This is a genomic window from Pseudomonas sp. W2Aug9 (assembly GCF_023127755.1).
Lineage (GTDB): Bacteria > Pseudomonadota > Gammaproteobacteria > Pseudomonadales > Pseudomonadaceae > Aquipseudomonas > Aquipseudomonas synxantha_A.
The window spans coordinates 253,417-268,349 of the sequence record NZ_SPKL01000013.1; the positions used below are offsets into that span (position 1 = coordinate 253,417).

12 protein-coding genes and 1 pseudogene are annotated in these 14,933 nt (G+C 60.4%); 7 read left to right on the top strand and 6 right to left on the bottom strand.

The window, feature by feature from the left end; genetic code table 11:
• The 3 genes from E3O56_RS12310 to E3O56_RS12320 all read left to right on the top strand — a co-directional run.
• Positions 1-1,486: alpha/beta fold hydrolase (locus E3O56_RS12310; protein ID WP_248128339.1), on the top strand; the 1,486-nt coding region annotated here is incomplete at its 5' end.
• A gap of 147 nt (positions 1,487-1,633) precedes the next feature.
• Positions 1,634-2,785: a macrolide transporter subunit MacA gene (gene macA, locus E3O56_RS12315; protein WP_005788987.1), complete on the top strand. Its 1,152-nt coding sequence runs from the start codon at positions 1,634-1,636 to the stop codon at positions 2,783-2,785.
• A gap of 3 nt (positions 2,786-2,788) precedes the next feature.
• Positions 2,789-4,747 carry a MacB family efflux pump subunit gene (locus tag E3O56_RS12320; protein ID WP_248128341.1) on the top strand — a complete coding sequence of 653 codons (1,959 nt, stop codon included), beginning with the start codon at positions 2,789-2,791 and terminating at the stop codon, positions 4,745-4,747.
• Positions 4,748-4,878: 131 nt separating this feature from the next.
• On the opposite strand, the gene E3O56_RS12325 is transcribed toward E3O56_RS12320, so the two are convergent.
• Together E3O56_RS12325 and E3O56_RS12330 are read right to left on the bottom strand one after the other, a co-directional pair.
• Positions 4,879-5,550 (bottom strand): helix-turn-helix transcriptional regulator, encoded by a 672-nt coding sequence (locus E3O56_RS12325; protein WP_177327439.1) that lies wholly within the window; start codon positions 5,548-5,550, stop codon positions 4,879-4,881.
• 228 nt (positions 5,551-5,778) lie between these two features.
• Positions 5,779-7,023, bottom strand: a complete 1,245-nt coding sequence (locus E3O56_RS12330) for a methionine gamma-lyase (protein ID WP_248128343.1) — start codon at positions 7,021-7,023, stop codon at positions 5,779-5,781.
• A gap of 123 nt (positions 7,024-7,146) precedes the next feature.
• On the opposite strand from E3O56_RS12330, the gene E3O56_RS12335 reads away from it, so the two are divergent.
• Positions 7,147-7,617: an Lrp/AsnC family transcriptional regulator gene (locus E3O56_RS12335; RefSeq protein WP_248128344.1), complete on the top strand. Its 471-nt coding sequence runs from the start codon at positions 7,147-7,149 to the stop codon at positions 7,615-7,617.
• A 29-nt stretch (positions 7,618-7,646) separates the two neighbouring features.
• On the opposite strand, the pseudogene E3O56_RS26855 reads toward E3O56_RS12335, so the two are convergent.
• A pseudogene (locus E3O56_RS26855) lies at positions 7,647-7,751 on the bottom strand (outer membrane lipoprotein carrier protein LolA); the annotation flags it as partial.
• Positions 7,742-9,178, bottom strand: a complete 1,437-nt coding sequence (locus tag E3O56_RS12340) for a PLP-dependent aminotransferase family protein (protein ID WP_248128346.1) — start codon at positions 9,176-9,178, stop codon at positions 7,742-7,744. The pseudogene E3O56_RS26855 and the gene E3O56_RS12340, both read right to left, overlap by 10 nt.
• Positions 9,179-9,350: 172 nt before the next feature.
• On the opposite strand from E3O56_RS12340, the gene E3O56_RS12345 reads away from it, so the two are divergent.
• The 3 genes from E3O56_RS12345 to E3O56_RS12355 all read left to right on the top strand — a co-directional run bounded on the left by E3O56_RS12345 (position 9,351) and on the right by E3O56_RS12355 (position 12,398).
• Complete coding sequence (locus E3O56_RS12345; RefSeq protein WP_103734596.1) at positions 9,351-9,983, top strand: LysE family translocator; 633 nt, start codon at positions 9,351-9,353, stop codon at positions 9,981-9,983.
• A gap of 80 nt (positions 9,984-10,063) precedes the next feature.
• On the top strand, positions 10,064-11,122 hold the full coding sequence (locus tag E3O56_RS12350) for a diguanylate cyclase (RefSeq protein ID WP_248128348.1): 1,059 nt from the start codon (positions 10,064-10,066) through the stop codon (positions 11,120-11,122).
• Between the two features lie 46 nt (positions 11,123-11,168).
• On the top strand, positions 11,169-12,398 hold the full coding sequence (locus E3O56_RS12355) for a M20/M25/M40 family metallo-hydrolase (RefSeq protein ID WP_078821560.1): 1,230 nt from the start codon (positions 11,169-11,171) through the stop codon (positions 12,396-12,398).
• 155 nt (positions 12,399-12,553) lie between these two features.
• Here E3O56_RS12355 and E3O56_RS12360 read toward each other — a convergent pair whose 3' ends face one another.
• Together E3O56_RS12360 and E3O56_RS12365 are read right to left on the bottom strand one after the other, a co-directional pair.
• Positions 12,554-12,952, bottom strand: coding sequence for a hypothetical protein (locus E3O56_RS12360; RefSeq protein ID WP_348984298.1), 399 nt, complete (start codon positions 12,950-12,952; stop codon positions 12,554-12,556).
• 25 nt (positions 12,953-12,977) lie between these two features.
• On the bottom strand, positions 12,978-14,933 hold a 1,956-nt coding region (locus E3O56_RS12365), incomplete at its 5' end, for an RHS repeat-associated core domain-containing protein (RefSeq protein WP_248128352.1).

The following is a 14,933-nucleotide window of genomic DNA, read 5'->3' on the forward strand; positions in this document are numbered from 1 at the left end:
GATTCAGCCCCACGGTCCCTATCGGGTAGCGGGCTGGTCTTTTGGTGGGGTGCTGGCCTATGAAATCGCCATGCAACTGCTGGGGCTGGATGAAAGCGTGGCCTTCCTCGGTTTGATCGACAGCTATGTGCCGCGCCTGACTGACCAGGGCAAAGCACGCTGGAGCGGGCCGTATGCATTCAAGCGGCATCTGTTGCTGCAATGCACGGCTTATTGGAAAGCACAGGGAGGTGTAAATGAGCTGGCAAGCCTTGAACAGCTGGAGGCGCGGATTGGACAGCTGGACTTTGCGAATCTGCTGCAACGCTGTCGCGATCAAGGTTTGCTATACGCGCAAATGGCGGCGGCGTCGGACGCGGACCTGTTGAGTTTTCTTCAGCGCGAAGTCGGGCACGGGCACGCCCTGGCCCACTACAGCCTGTTCCCGCTGCCGATTCCGGTGCACTTGTTCAGCGCCGAGCAGCGCCCCACCGAACTGTCGCAACGCAGTATGGCGTTGGGCTGGGACACGGCTTTGGCGCCCGGGCAACTGCGCCAGGTGCAAGTGCCTGGGGATCACCAGAGCATGATGCAGGCGCCGCATATCCAGGGCCTGGGCCGAGCGATGACCGAGGCGCTGGCGACGAGTACGCCGGTGAGTTGCGCGGCCCATCAGCCGTTGTTGCGCATCCAGACTGGGCGCGCCGGCTATGCCCCGGTGTTCTGCGTGCCGGGAGCAGGTGACAGCGTGACCGGTTTCGTGGGCTTGAGCGACGCCCTGGGACGTGATTGGCCGCTGTATGGCCTGCAGCCCCGTGGGTTGGATGGCGAGGCGGTGCCCCATAGCCAGGTGGAAGCGGCGGCGCGGTGTTATCTCACGGCGTTGGAGCAGGAGTGCCCGGACGGGCCGGTGCATCTGGTCGGGCATTCGTTTGGCGGCTGGGTCGCGCTGGAAATGGCCCTGCGCTTGCAGGCGATGGGGCGCGAGGTGGGCTCTTTGACAGTGATCGACAGTGAGGCGCCGGGGCGTGATGGCAAGCCCTATACCTCGACGGCGGCGCTGTTGCGGTTGATCGAGGCGATGCAGTTGGCGGCTGGGAAGTCGCTGGGGATTGATCCGGTGGACTTCGCCGGGCGCGATGAGGTGTCGCAGCGACAGTGGCTGCATACGGGGATGGTCGGTGTCGGGTTGCTGCCGGCGCGTGCTGCCGTGGATGCAATGGATGGGCCTGCGCGTACTTATGCGGCGGCGTTGCGCACGGTTTATCGGCCGCAGGCGCGGTATGACGGGGTGGTGCGCCTGGTGCTGGCGCAGGATCCGGCCTTGGATGCGGCGGGGAACCAGCGTGAGCAGGGGTTGATGGTTGAGGGGTGGAAGGGGCAGGGGACTGGGTTGGAGGTTTGGTATGGCGGGGGTAATCACTTCACCTTGCTCAAGGTGCCGAATGTTTCGGGTTTGGCCAAGTGGTGGGTGGAAGGGGTTGGGGTTGGGGAGGTGGTGTCTTGAAGGCTGCACATCGATCCAAATGTGGGAGGGAGCAAGCCCCCTCCCACATTTTTAAGCTGTGCAAGTCAATGAAACCTCACTCTGCTTTTGCAACCCGATGCCGCGTCTACCCGGCCAACGGATCTGTACTCAATCAAGAAGCCAACCATGCAAACGTCTAAATTCCGCAAAATCGGCCTCCTGGCAGCATTGGCCGTCGCCATCGGCCTGATCATCTACACCGTAAAGGCCCCCGCCGACGCCCCCCAATACCTCACCGCCACCACCGAACGCGGCGATATCGAAAACGCAGTATTGGCCACCGGCCTGCTCGAAGGCATCAAGCAGGTCGACGTCGGCGCCCAAGTCTCCGGCCAGCTCAAATCGCTGAAAGTCAAAGTCGGCGACAAGGTAAAAAAGGGCCAGTGGCTAGCCGAAATCGACCCGCTGATCCTGCAGAACACCCTGCGCAAAGCCCAGGTCGACGAAGAAAACCTCCAGGCCCAACGCCGCGCCACCGCCGCGCAGCTCAAGCAGGCCAAGTCTGTCTATGAGCGCTACAAGGGCCTGCAGGCCGACGAATCGGTGTCACGCCAGGATTTCGAAGACGCCGAATCAAGCTTCCAGGTGCAGCAGGCCAACCTGCTGTCCCTGGACGCACAGATCAAAAGCGCACACATCCAGATCGACACCGCCAAGGTCAACCTGGCCTACACCCGCATCAACGCGCCCATCGACGGCGACGTAGTGGGCATCGTCACCCAGGAAGGCCAGACCGTGATCGCCAGCCAGCTCGCACCGGTACTGCTCAAGCTGGCGGACCTGGATACCATGACCGTCAAGGCCCAAGTCTCGGAAGCGGATGTGATTCATATCAGCCCCGGCCAGCAGGTGTACTTCACCATCCTCGGCGAGGCGGACAAACGCTATTACGCCAAACTGCGCGGCACTGAACCAGCCCCGCAGAACTTCCTCGAAACCCAGACCGCCGGCACCCCCAAGCAGAACACCGCGGTGTTTTATAACGCGCTGTTCGACGTGCCCAACCCTGACCACCGCCTGCGCATCGCCATGACCGCACAGGTGCGCATTGTGCTCGACACCGCCGAGGCCGCGTTGATGGTGCCGGTGGCGGCGCTGGGAGCACGCAATGCCGACGGCAGTTACCCGGTGCGGGTGCTGGATGCCAAGGGCAAAGCGGTAGAGCGCAACGTCAGGACCGGCATCAATAACAACGTCAAAGTGCAGATTCTGGATGGCCTGGCCGAGGGCGACAAGGTGGTGATCGGCGACGCCACACCCGCCGTGGCAGGGAGCTGATCCATGACTCAGCCTCTGTTGGAACTCAAGGGCATCACCCGTAGTTTCATGGCCGGCGAGCGTGAATTCATCGCGCTCAAAGGCATCGACCTGACGATTCATGCCGGGGAAATGCTGGCGATCATCGGCGCCTCGGGCTCGGGCAAATCGACCCTGATGAATATCCTTGGCGGCCTGGATTACGCCACCGCCGGCAGCTACAAGATCAATGGCATCGAAACCCGCTCCCTGGGCGATGAGCAACTGGCTGAGCTGCGCCGTGATTACTTCGGCTTTATCTTCCAGCGCTACCATTTGCTTGCTCACCTGAGCGCCTTGCACAACGTGGAAATGCCAGCGATTTATGCCGGTACTCCTGAAAGCCAGCGTCACAGTCGTGCGCGGGAGTTGCTCCAGCGGTTGGGCCTGGCGAGTCATATCTCCCACCGGCCCAGCCAGCTGTCCGGCGGGCAACAACAGCGCGTGAGTATCGCGCGGGCCCTGATGAACGGCGGCGAAGTGATCCTCGCCGACGAACCCACCGGCGCCCTCGACACCCACAGCGGCAAGGAGGTGATGCGTATCCTCGCAGAGCTGCACGCGGCCGGGCACACGGTGATCATCGTCACCCACGACCCCAAAGTCGCGGCGAATGCCCAGCGCATTGTCGAGGTGTGTGACGGTGAGATCGTCAGCGACAAGGTCAATGACAGCGTTGGCCTGGAGCTGCCCAGCGAAGCGCCGATCGAGCCCAGGCGCAGCGGTGCGCGGCGCCTGGTGGCGAGCCTGGGGCTATTCAAGGAAGCCTTCAACATGGCCTGGGTGGCGCTGATTTCGCACCGCATGCGCACCTTGCTGACCATGCTCGGCATTGTGATCGGGATCACCTCGGTGGTGTCGATCTCGGCCATCGGCGAAGGCGCCAAGCGCTATGTGCTCAAGGACATCCAGGCGATCGGCAGCAACACCATCGATATCTTTTCCGGCACCAGCTTTGGCGACAGTCGCGCCTCGGCGATCCAGACGCTGATGCCCTCGGATGTGGACGCGCTGAACCAGCTGTATTACGTCGACAGCGCCACGCCGGTGGTGGGCCGCAACCTGTTGCTGCGCTTTGGCAACATCGATGTGGATGCCCAGGTCAACGGCGTCAGTGATCGCTACTTCAAGGTCAAGGGCCTCAAGCTGGAAGCCGGCATTGCCTTCAGTGAAAGCGATGCGCGACGCCAGGCCCAGGTGGTGGTGATCGACCACAACACCCGCCAGCGGCTGTTCGGGCCGAACATCGACCCGCTGGGCCAGGTGATCCTGGTGGGCAACCTGCCGTGTACGGTGATCGGCGTGACGGCGGACAACAAGAACATGTTCGCCGCCAGCAAGGCGCTGAACGTGTGGGTGCCGTATGAGACGGCGGCGGGGCGCCTGTTGGGCCAGCGTCATCTGGACAGCATCACCGTGCGCATCAAAGACGGCCAGCCGAGCAAGGTGGTGGAAGACAACGTCAACAAGCTGATGCTGCAACGTCACGGCACCAAGGACTTCTTCACCAACAACCTCGACAGCATCATGCAGACGGTGCAAAAAACCAGCCGTTCCCTGGCGCTGCTGTTGTCGTTGATTGCGGTGATTTCATTGCTGGTGGGAGGCATTGGCGTGATGAATATCATGCTGGTGTCGGTCACCGAGCGCACCCGCGAGATTGGTATCCGCATGGCGGTGGGGGCGCGCCAGTCGGATATTCGCCAGCAGTTTCTGGTGGAGGCGGTGATGGTGTGTTTGATCGGCGGGATCATCGGGATCTCGTTGTCCTACGCCATCGGTTATCTGTTTTCGCTGTTTGTGAAGGAGTGGGAAATGGTGTTTTCGGTGGGCTCGATCATTACCGCGTTTGCCTGCTCGACACTGATCGGCATTGTGTTCGGTTTTGTGCCGGCGCGAAATGCGGCGCGGTTGGACCCGATAGAGGCATTGGCAAGGGACTGATCCCTATCTGCCAATGAGGACCCCATGTGGGAGGGGGCTTGCTCCCGATAGCAATTTTTCAGTCAAAGATGTAATGGCTGATACACCGCTATCGGGAGCAAGCCCCCTCCCACAGTTTGATCTGCGTCCGCCTAGAAACGGGTGCTGTCTTGGGTCGAGTACATCCACCGCAACAACGAATGCCGCCCACTGATCCCCAGCTTGATCGCCGCGCGCTTGAGATAGCTTTCGATGGTGTTGACCTTCAATGCCAGTTGTTCGGCCAGCTCCGGTGCGGTGCGCCCGGCCAGCAGGCCCACGCACACTTGCAGTTCACGGTTGGACAGGGTCAGCCCCGATTGCACCAGGCGCTCCTGGATGCGTCGGCGCAGGGTTTCGATGCCCTGGTGCTGTGGCACTGCCGGCGGGCTGTCCTGACGGCCAGGCTGGATCGCGGTGATGTGTTTTTCCACCATGGGCAGCAACAGCGTGGAGAAGTCCTGCAACATGCTGCGCTCTTGGGCGGAAAAACTCTGCGATGGGTGCGAGCGGTACACCGACAGCACGTAGCGCACATCGTCCTTGTGTCGGGTGAGGTGCAATTGTGCGGCGGGTTGCTCGGCCCCCAGGGTTGCCACCGAGTCGGTGTAGACCGGGCTGATCTTGCGGCGGCTGTGGCCTTCGCTGTTGACCTGCAGCTGGGTGATATGGGTGGCGTCCACAGCCAGTTGGGTGAGGATGAGGTCATGCAGCATACGTGGGAAATGGCGGCTGCCGGTGCTGGCGATGACCTTGCCTATATGTGGGAACAGGTGTGAGTTCATCAATTCGTCCATGAGTTTCGGGTACAGGTATTGGGTGTTATAGCGGCGGGAGTCAACAAGGTAACCGCTATGAATAACCTGCACGGATAATCCTTCCCGCCGCCACCATGCTAGTACAGGCTGGCGAAGGCAGGGGGATCCAATCGATAAAATTCAGATTAAAAACGCATAACGGTAGTCGGATCCGTCCGACCACCGCCAGGATAAAAATCACTTTACGTGTAGGCGCTATCTCACAGCAGAGGGCGCTGTCGCGGCCTGACGCACCGTGTTGCGGCCGCACTTGGCCAGGGCCTGATGCACATCCGCCAACAGGTCGGCGACGTCTTCAAGCCCCACCGACAAACGCACCAGGCCCTCGCTGATACCGTGCTGCGCAAGTTGCTCGGGGGTATAGGTGGAGTGGGTCATGCTCGCCGGATGTTGCGCCAGCGATTCGGCATCCCCCAGGCTGACCGCACGGGTGAACAGTTGCAGTGCGTTCATAAAGCGCCGCCCCGTCTCGATCCCGCCCTTGAGTTCAAAGGCAATCATGCCGCCGGGCAGTTTCATTTGCCGGGTCGCCAGTTCGTACTGTGGGAAGGACCGCAGCCCGGGGTAGATCACACTCTCCACGGCCGGGTGCGCCTGTAAGGCTTCGGCCAGCGCCTGGGCATTGCTGCAATGGCGGTCCATGCGCAGGGCCAGGGTCTTGAGGCCGCGCATCAGCAACGACGCGTCCTGGGGCGACATCACCGCGCCGGTCAGGTCCTTGAGCCCTTGCAGGCGAATGCGCTGTGCCAGCGCCTGGTTGCTCACCGCAATGCCTGCGGTGATGTCGCCATGGCCGCTGAGGTATTTGGTGGCCGAGTGCACCACCACATCGGCGCCCAGTTCCAGGGGCCGTTGCAGGTAGGGCGTGCAGTAGGTGTTGTCGACCACCAGGGTGACATTCGGCTGTTGATGGGCAAGCCTGGCCACGGCGGCGATGTCGATCAGGCGCAGGTTGGGGTTGGCCGGGGTTTCGCAGTAGATCATGCGGGTCGCCGGGGACAAGGCCGCTTGCAGGGCGGCCAGGTCGGTCAGGTCAACATGCCGCACCTTGATGCCGAATTCGCCGATGCCGTGGTGCAACAGGGCGAAGGTGCAGCCATACAGGGTCTGGCTGACGATCACCTCGTCGCCCGGGCGTAGCAGCGTCCAGAACGTCGCGGCAATCGCGCCCATGCCGGAGCTGAAGGCCACCGCCGCTTCACCGTTTTCCAGGGTGGCCATGCGTGATTCCAGCAGCGCCAGGGTCGGGTTGGAAATGCGCGTGTAGAAGTGGCCGCTGGCTTCGCCGGCAAAGCACGCGGCGCCGTATTCAACCGTGGGAAAGGCGAAGGTGGCCGACAGGTAAATCGGCGGTACGAGCGCGCCGTGGTGGTCCTTGGGGTCATAGCCGTGGTGAATGGCACGGGTGGAAAAGCCGCAGGTGTTGTGTTTATTAGTCATGTCGGGCGCTCCTTATTTCCTACAATGCTATGCTCATAACCACGGACGAACCTTGCAAAAACTGCTGGAAAAACCCGCGTTTGTGAATCAAACACCGATAAAAATAATGATTAGAGGCACGTTATGCCCATCAAGCTGGACCGCACCGACAAAGCACTTTTAAACGCATTGCAGGGCAACGCCCGCCTGACTGTGGCCGAACTGGCCGAGCGGGTCGCCTTGACGACCTCACCCTGCTGGCGCCGGGTGCTCACCCTGGAGGAAAGCGGGGTGATCAGCGGCTACCAGGCGATCCTCTCGCCCAAGGCGCTGGGCTATGGGGTGACCGCGTTTGTCAGCATCATGATGGACAGCCACACCCAGGAAATCGCCCGCGCGTTCGAGCAGCGCCTGTTGGAGATTCCGGAGATCGTGGCGTGCCATAACGTGTCGGGCCGCTATGATTTTTTGCTGGAAGTGGTGGCCAAGGACCTGGAATCGTTCGGCGAGTTTGCCCGCGAAGTCTTGCAGACCTTGCCCTGCGTCAAGGAAATCTATTCGAGCTTTTCGTACAAGTCGGTGCGGCCGTTGCGGGTAATTCCGTTGCCGGGGTGAACGGCTCAAAACACCTCAATTGGCTTTTCTGTAGGAGCGAGCTTGCTCGCGAAAAACCTGAGAGCGCCGCGCTTGGGCTGTAAACCCGCGTCATCGTTGACGACCTTCGCGGGCAAGCCCGCTCCTACAGGGATTCGCGCCCGGCATGGGCATTGCTCTGCGCCACTTCATGCAACAACGCCTCAAACACCCGCTGCACCCGTGGCTCATCACTGTGGGCCACATTGAAGCGCATCGAGTCGCGATGGGCCGGGTCGTAGCCAAACAGCCCACCGGGCGCCAGCACCATGCTGCGTTTCAACGCTTCCTGGGCCAGCAATTCGCCGTTCACCCCCTTCGGCAGACGCGCCCAGATAAACATTCCGCCTTCATAGGCCATCGGCAGTTCGCAGCCGCAGCGCTTGAGCCAATGTTCGACGCGTCCACCGGCCTCCATCAGGCGTTGCACCATGCGCTTGCGATGCTTGGCATAACTGCCTTCGGTGAGCATACGGTAGACGATCTGTTCGAACAGTTCGGAGGTTACGCCGCCGCTCATCAACTTCATATTGGTGAGGTTGGCAGCCAGTTGCGGCGCGGCCACGACGTAGCTGACCCGGGTGTTGGCGCTGAGGATCTTGGAGAACCCTGACAAGTAGGTGACCTGGTCGAGCCCGGCGACGGCAGCCAGGCGCGGGGGAGGGTTGGGGTGCAGGTCGCCATAAAGATCATCCTCGACGATATGGCAGTGGTATTGCTGGGTCAGCTGCAGCAGGCGAAACGCTTGGCTGGGGCTGAATGAATGCCCGGTGGGGTTATGCAAAACGCTGGTGGTCAGGTAAAGGCTGGGGCGGTGTTCGGCCAACAACTGTTCGAGGGCCGCGAAATCGAAACCGTCGGGGCGGCGCTCAATGGTAACGACCTTGACCCCATGCAGCGCCAGGTTGGCGTGGAAGTTGAAGTAGCACGGCGCGTCGAGCAACACCGTGTCGCCAGATCGGGCCAGCAGGCGCATGAGCATGTCCAGGCCCTGCACAGTGTTGGGCGTGGTGATGATCTGTTCCACGGGCACCGACAAACCTTCACCGTGCAGTTTCTGTTGCAGCGCCTGGCGCAACGGCAGCAGCCCGGCTGGCGTGCCCAAGCCTGCGATGCGCAGCGTTGGCGCACGCACCACGCTGCGCATGGCCTGGCGGATCGCTTCGCCATTGAGCCATTCCTCCGGCAAGTGCCCACCGCCGGGGCGCAGTTCGCCGCTGGCGGTGACCAGTGGGCGACGCAATATGCTGAGCAGGTCCTGGGGCAGCAAGTCGACCCAGGTCGCCGTTGCTGGCCGGGCGCTGTCCATCGCCACGAAGTAGCCACGGCCTTGGCTGGAGGTGAGCAAATGGCGCCCGCGCAGGCGGTCCAGCGCCTCATTGAGGGTGAACTTGCTCACGCCCAGGGTCTGGGTCAATTCCCGTACCGACGGCAACTTGCTGCCCGGCGCCCATTCGCCGTTCTCGATGGCCTGGCTGAACGCCTCGACGATCTGCTGGACCTTGGGGGTGCCTTCCACAAAAGCGATGGCGGATACAAACATGACGGGTCCTTGTGTTTGCCGGTAATTTTACCGGTGAAGTCAGGCCGAATTAGGCATCACTTTACCTGCCTTGTGCAATGCCGCTGCCCTAGACTGCGCCGTAACCAGACCGCCAAGACCGCCCTGGGGCGGGCGCTTGAGGCGTGTTTCTTTCCATTCAAGGTCCGCGGCCATGACAAGTGCATTAACCCTGTCTTCGTTTCTCTACTTCCTGCTGTTTTGCGCCACCATGACCTTCAGCCCCGGCCCCATGACCCTGTTGTTGCTGAGCTTGGGCTTGAAGGACGGCCTGCGCAGTTCGATCCCGGCGCAGATCGGCGCCAGTGTGTCGTACCTGATTTCCATCCTGATTTTTGCCGTCGGTTTCTCGGAACTGATCAAGGGCAACCTTGCCATTACCCAGACCATCCAGTTTGTCGGGGTGGCCTACATTCTCTACCTGGCCTACAAGCAGTGGACCAGCAGCGGCGTGTCGATCAACAACGCGGGCGCCGTGGAGGGCTCGCACAGCCTGTTTGGCAAAGGGCTGTTGACCGGGTTTTCCAACCCCAAGACCATCATCATGTTCAGTGCGGTGTTCCCGCAGTTTGCAGGCGCGGGGGAGCACAGTTCGGCGGCGGACATCGCCATCCTCGGGGCGACCTTCCTGTTGCTGCAATTTGCCAGCGGGTGCCTGTATTGCTATTTCGGCCAGCGCATCAAGCATGTACTGGAAAACCCCAAGCGGCGGGTGTTGTTGCAGCGGGGCACCGCAGTACTGCTGTTGGGCGTTGCATGGATGCTGGCGCGTGGCTTTTCACACTGAAGGATTAGCGTGTAAGCAGTAGTGGCGATTTGACGTTGCCCTGTTAGACTCCAGGCACTCACTCAGGATCGCACCCCACCATGCCAGCCGTAGGAGGAAAGGGACTTCCGCTCGCTTCGCGCTTGTACAAATCTCGTCTTCTGGGGCTGAGCCTCGGCTTCATCTGCGTGGTGTTTGCCATGTATCCGCTGAGTCCTTCCCTTTGGGTGTGGGCCTGGATGCTGATCAACGCTTTTGTGTGGCCGCATGTGGCGTTTCAATTGTCTTTGCGTGCAGCCCATACCCTGGGCAGTGAGCGCCGTAGCCTGTTGTTCGATTCTTTTTGCGGCGGGTTTTGGGTCGGCGCGATGCACTTCAACCCACTGCCCAGCGTCACCACCCTGTCGATGATGACCATGAACAACGTGGCCATCGGTGGCACGCGCTTTATGCTGGCGGGGTGGGCGGCGCAGGCGCTGGGGCTGGGCGCGGCGCTGCTGATTTTTGCGCCTGGTTTTATCGCCGTGACCACCCAGGCCCAGTTGTATGCCTGCCTGCCGATCCTGATGCTGTATCCCCTGGTGCTGGGCTGGATCTGCTACCGCCAGGCCGTGACCCTGGCCCGGCACAAGCGTGAGCTGTTGGCCTTGAGCCGCACCGACAGCTTGTCCGGCCTGCTCAACCACGGTGCCTGGAAAGACCACCTGGACATCGAGTTCCAACGCTGCCGCCGAAACCAGGCGGGCGCCGCCATCGCGCTGATTGATATCGACCACTTCAAGACCATCAACGACACCTACGGCCACGTGACCGGCGATATCGTCCTGCGCCAATTGAGCAAAGTGCTGCGCCAGAACCTGCGCGCCACCGATCTGGCCGGGCGTTATGGCGGCGATGAGTTCTGCGTGATCCTGCCGGACATGCCCCTCAATCGCGCCACCGAAGTGATGGAGGCCTTGCGCGATCGCTTCAACGCCTTGGCCTATGCCCAGGACCCGGCATTGCGCGTCAGCTTGAGTATCGGCCTGGCGCCGTACCAGCCGACCCACGCTGACTCCATCGGTTGGCTCAACGATGCCGACCAGGCGTTGTACGAAGCCAAGAGCAGCGGGCGCAACCGGGTGACCGCCGTGCAGGAGGGTTGGTTGCGGTCGGTCTAGTGAGATAGGGTGTGGGGAGCCCATTCCAACAAAAAAGGATCGCTCCATGCTCTTCACTTTCCCGCGTACCCTGCTGGCCGCCACCCTGGCGTTGTCCTTCGTCATGCCGGCCTACAGCGCCGAACCTCACAAGCAGATCCAGGCGGATGCCGAGCAGTACAAGGCCCAGGCCCTGAAGCTGTTGGAGCGCCTGGTAAATATCGACTCGGGGTCAGGTTACGAGCCGGGCCTGACCCAAGTGCGTGACATCGCCGTGGATGAGTTGAAGCAATTGGGGTTCAGCATTGAATTGGTACCGGACAAGGCGGCCAATAACAGCCACGTGGTTGCCACCCTCAAAGGCACCGGCAAGGCCAGGATCCTGCTGATGGCGCACATGGACACTGTCTTCAAGGAAGGCTCGGCCGCCGAGCGCCCGTTCCACATCAAGGATGGTCGTGCTTACGGTCCCGGCGTGATGGATGACAAGGGCGGCATCGTCGCCGGCATCTACGCGCTGAAAGTCCTGAAAAACCAGGGCTTCAAGGACTACGCACAGATCACCTTCCTGCTCGACGCCAGCGAAGAAACCGGCTCTGAGGCTGCCTCGGAACTGATCCGTAAAACCGCCAAGGGCCATGACGTGACCCTCAACCTGGAACCCGGCCGCCCAGCGGACGGCCTGGTGGTATGGCGCAAAGGCAGCGCGACCGCGGTGGTCGAAGTCAAAGGCAAGTCCGCCCACGCCGGCGTCGCCCCGGAACTGGGCCGCAACGCCGCCATGGAGGCCGCGCACCAGATCCTGCAACTGGGCAAGCTCGGCGATGAGGAGAAGAAGACCACCATCAACTTCACTGTGCTCAAATCCGGTGACCGCACTAACGTTATCCCCGACCAAGCCACTGCCAAGGCCGACGTACGTGCGGCGGTGCCGGAAGAGTTCGATCGAATCGAGAAGGATCTGGCGCGGGTATCAGCCAACAAGTTGATCCCCGACACTGAAGTGAAAACCAGCCTGCAACGTGGCCTGCCACCAATGCCGCAAACGGCCGAATCGGATAAGTTGGTGGCGATCGCCCAAGGTATTTATGGCGAGTTGGGGCGCAAATTGACCATCGAAGGCAGTGGCGGCGCGGCAGATGCCAGCTTGTCGGCCGGGGTAGGGACGCCGACGTTGGATGGGTTTGGGATTGTGGGGGGCAATATCCACACGGCGGAGGAATATGCCGAGGTGGAGAGCGTGGTGCCGCGGGTTTATCTGTTGAGCCGGATGATTATGGAGCTGGCCAAGCGCTGATCGAAGCGTTGGTTTGAAGCACTGAAGAGATTCAAATGTGGGAGGGGGCTTGCTCCCGATGGCGGTGGATCAGCTTGCATATGCTTTGGCTGACCCACTGCTATCGGGAGCAAGCCCCCTCCCACATTGGATATTCAGTGTGGTCAAGATTCGGGTCACCATGTGGCAGGGTCTTCGAGGCTGGCTTTTTGGAGGTCATCTTTCCAGACCTCGTTGGCCAGCCGATAGATGTCCGCAAAGAAGCCTCTGGGGTCGGCTATTTCTGTTTCGTCCCAGGCCATTGTTATGTACTCGTCATAGTCGCTTTCAAATTCTTTCGAAAAGTCGAAGTCGGGTTTGTCTAGCACATCTCTAAGTGCAGCCAACAATACGAAGCGATGTCTGTATGACAAATACATAAGGTCCTTCAAAACAAAAGAAATGATGATTGTTTCTCTGTCTTTCTCATTGTTAGGATCGTACTTCCATAGTTCTTTGCCAACAGTATCCTCAAGGTCGTATATCGATAAGGCTCCCAATATATGAGAGATATTAGGGGTGTAAGGGGTGTTCATGAATGGGCACTTCAGCATTGTCTGCTCACTTCGGGAATGCGGTAAATGGTCGAGTTGGATTGTTTCTATCAAATCTGATTTCTGCTCTGTCCATGTTTTCAATGTACCTGGGGTCGTTTAAGTTCCTGTGATTGGGTTTGTAGCCTCGTCCAGCTCCGGGTAGCTCAACTATGACCACGGGGTTACCCCTTCTATCAAAACCTGTAGGAGAGGGTGAATCGCCTTGCATCCTCCCAATGGCCTTGTTTATAGCGTGAAGCTGCATCCCCCATGTTTTGAATTGAGAGCTGGAATTGATAGCCTCTCTCTCCCCAGTAGTCGGATTTGTTCCATCAATAGATCGTTGCCTTAAAGCGTTGTCTGGTATCTCTGGGCCATGCTTTTCAACCGAATGCATATCGTATTTCTGCTCCCAACTCAGTACTTTTTGTTTTGCATTTGCCTCTGTCAGTTCATTTATTCTCGCCTGTCGTTGAGTGCGCGCCAGTTGAGGTAAAGCGGGCGCGCCTTCATTTACGCTAGGCTTAGGAAGGATAGAAGGAGCGTTAGGCTTGCATTCGTCACCAGGGCAGGTACTCAAGCCTAATGGATCAATCCACCCAGTAGGATTGGGCACGTACTGGTACGCGTTGATCCCACCCGCCAGCTTCACCGGATCCGGCGTCAGGTAGCGACCAATATCTGGATTGTAGTAGCGATGGCGGTTGTAGTGCAGCCCGCTTTCCTGGTCAAAATACTGCCCCTGGAAACGCAGCGGATTGTCGATTTTGCCTACGTCGAGCCGGGCGATCTGGCCGTAGGCGCGGTAGTGGGCGGACCAGACGATTTCGCCTTCAGGCGTGGTGAGTTCTTGCGGTGTGCCGAGGTGGTCGAGTTGGTAGTGGTAGGGCTTGGTCTCTTTTGGGCCGAAACCTTCCAATAGCGCTAATGGCCGGAAGCTGTCGGGTTCGTAGAGGTAGCTGCGATGACGCTCTGCATGGTGCTCGGCAACCAGCTTGTCGCCTTGCCAGAAAAACTCGGTGGTCTCGCCATCCACGGTTTTGCTGACACGACGCCCAAACGGGTCATACCGATAGCTTGCGGTCTGCCCGTTGGGTTTGGTGACGCCAATCAACCGATGCTGGCAGTCGTAGCGGTATTCAGTGACGAGTTGATGGCCTTTGCCGCGTCGTTCGCGGATGAGGTTGCCGAAGGCGTCGTAGTCGTAGTGACGGTCACCCTGAATCACCAGGCGGTTCGCTGCGACGACGTCCGGCCCCGGGCGGTCTTGCATGAGCAGGTTTCCCGCCGGGTTATGGCCGAAGCGTTCCTGCACGTCCTGCGAATGATCGGCGCGGGTCAGGCGGGCAAGGGGGTCGTAGTGATAGTCGTGCTGGCCTTTGCGGGTGTCGTGCAGGCGCGTGAGGTTGCCGCTTTTGTCGTAGTCGTACTGGCGTTGATAGAGGTGGTTTTGCTGTTGGGTAACCGCGTGGGCGTGCAGGCGGTTCTGGTCGTCGTAGTGGTAGTGGCTGAGCAGTTGGCCCTGTTGGCGTTGGTGTTCGCGACCGCTCTTGAATAGGTGTGAGGTGAGCCCTTCACCGTTCAGTTCGACGGTAGCGAGGTGGCCGCCTTTGTTGTGGTTGAAGACGAGGCGGTTGTTGTCCGGCAGGCGCAGGTTTTTCAGCTGGCCGCAGGCGTCGTAGCCGTAGCGCAAGGTGCCCCAGCCTTGATGCTCGGCGGTGAGGCGGTTTTGGTGGTCGTATTCGTAGGCCAACGCCCAGTGACCGTCTTCGACGCTGAGGAGGTTGCCTTGGCGGTCGTAGGCATAGTCGACCACGCTGGTATCGGGCAGGGTTTTTCGTACGAGGCGACCGGCGTGGTCGCGCTCGTAGCGGGTCACTAGCTGACTACCGTCATCGCCGTATTCGGTCTTTTCCTGCAGGTTGCCGTTGAGGTCGTAGACGTAGGCGGTGCGTTGGCCGTCGAAGCCGGTTTCCTGTTG

Coding starts and splice junctions, on each gene's coding strand:
- macA (WP_005788987.1), top strand. CDS start 1,634: ATGCAAACGTCTAAATTCCGCAAAATCGGCCTCCTGGCAGCATTGGCC.
- E3O56_RS12320 (WP_248128341.1), top strand. CDS start 2,789: ATGACTCAGCCTCTGTTGGAACTCAAGGGCATCACCCGTAGTTTCATG.
- E3O56_RS12325 (WP_177327439.1), bottom strand. CDS start 5,550: ATGAACTCACACCTGTTCCCACATATAGGCAAGGTCATCGCCAGCACC.
- E3O56_RS12330 (WP_248128343.1), bottom strand. CDS start 7,023: ATGACTAATAAACACAACACCTGCGGCTTTTCCACCCGTGCCATTCAC.
- E3O56_RS12335 (WP_248128344.1), top strand. CDS start 7,147: ATGCCCATCAAGCTGGACCGCACCGACAAAGCACTTTTAAACGCATTG.
- E3O56_RS12340 (WP_248128346.1), bottom strand. CDS start 9,178: ATGTTTGTATCCGCCATCGCTTTTGTGGAAGGCACCCCCAAGGTCCAG.
- E3O56_RS12345 (WP_103734596.1), top strand. CDS start 9,351: ATGACAAGTGCATTAACCCTGTCTTCGTTTCTCTACTTCCTGCTGTTT.
- E3O56_RS12350 (WP_248128348.1), top strand. CDS start 10,064: ATGCCAGCCGTAGGAGGAAAGGGACTTCCGCTCGCTTCGCGCTTGTAC.
- E3O56_RS12355 (WP_078821560.1), top strand. CDS start 11,169: ATGCTCTTCACTTTCCCGCGTACCCTGCTGGCCGCCACCCTGGCGTTG.
- E3O56_RS12360 (WP_348984298.1), bottom strand. CDS start 12,952: ATGAACACCCCTTACACCCCTAATATCTCTCATATATTGGGAGCCTTA.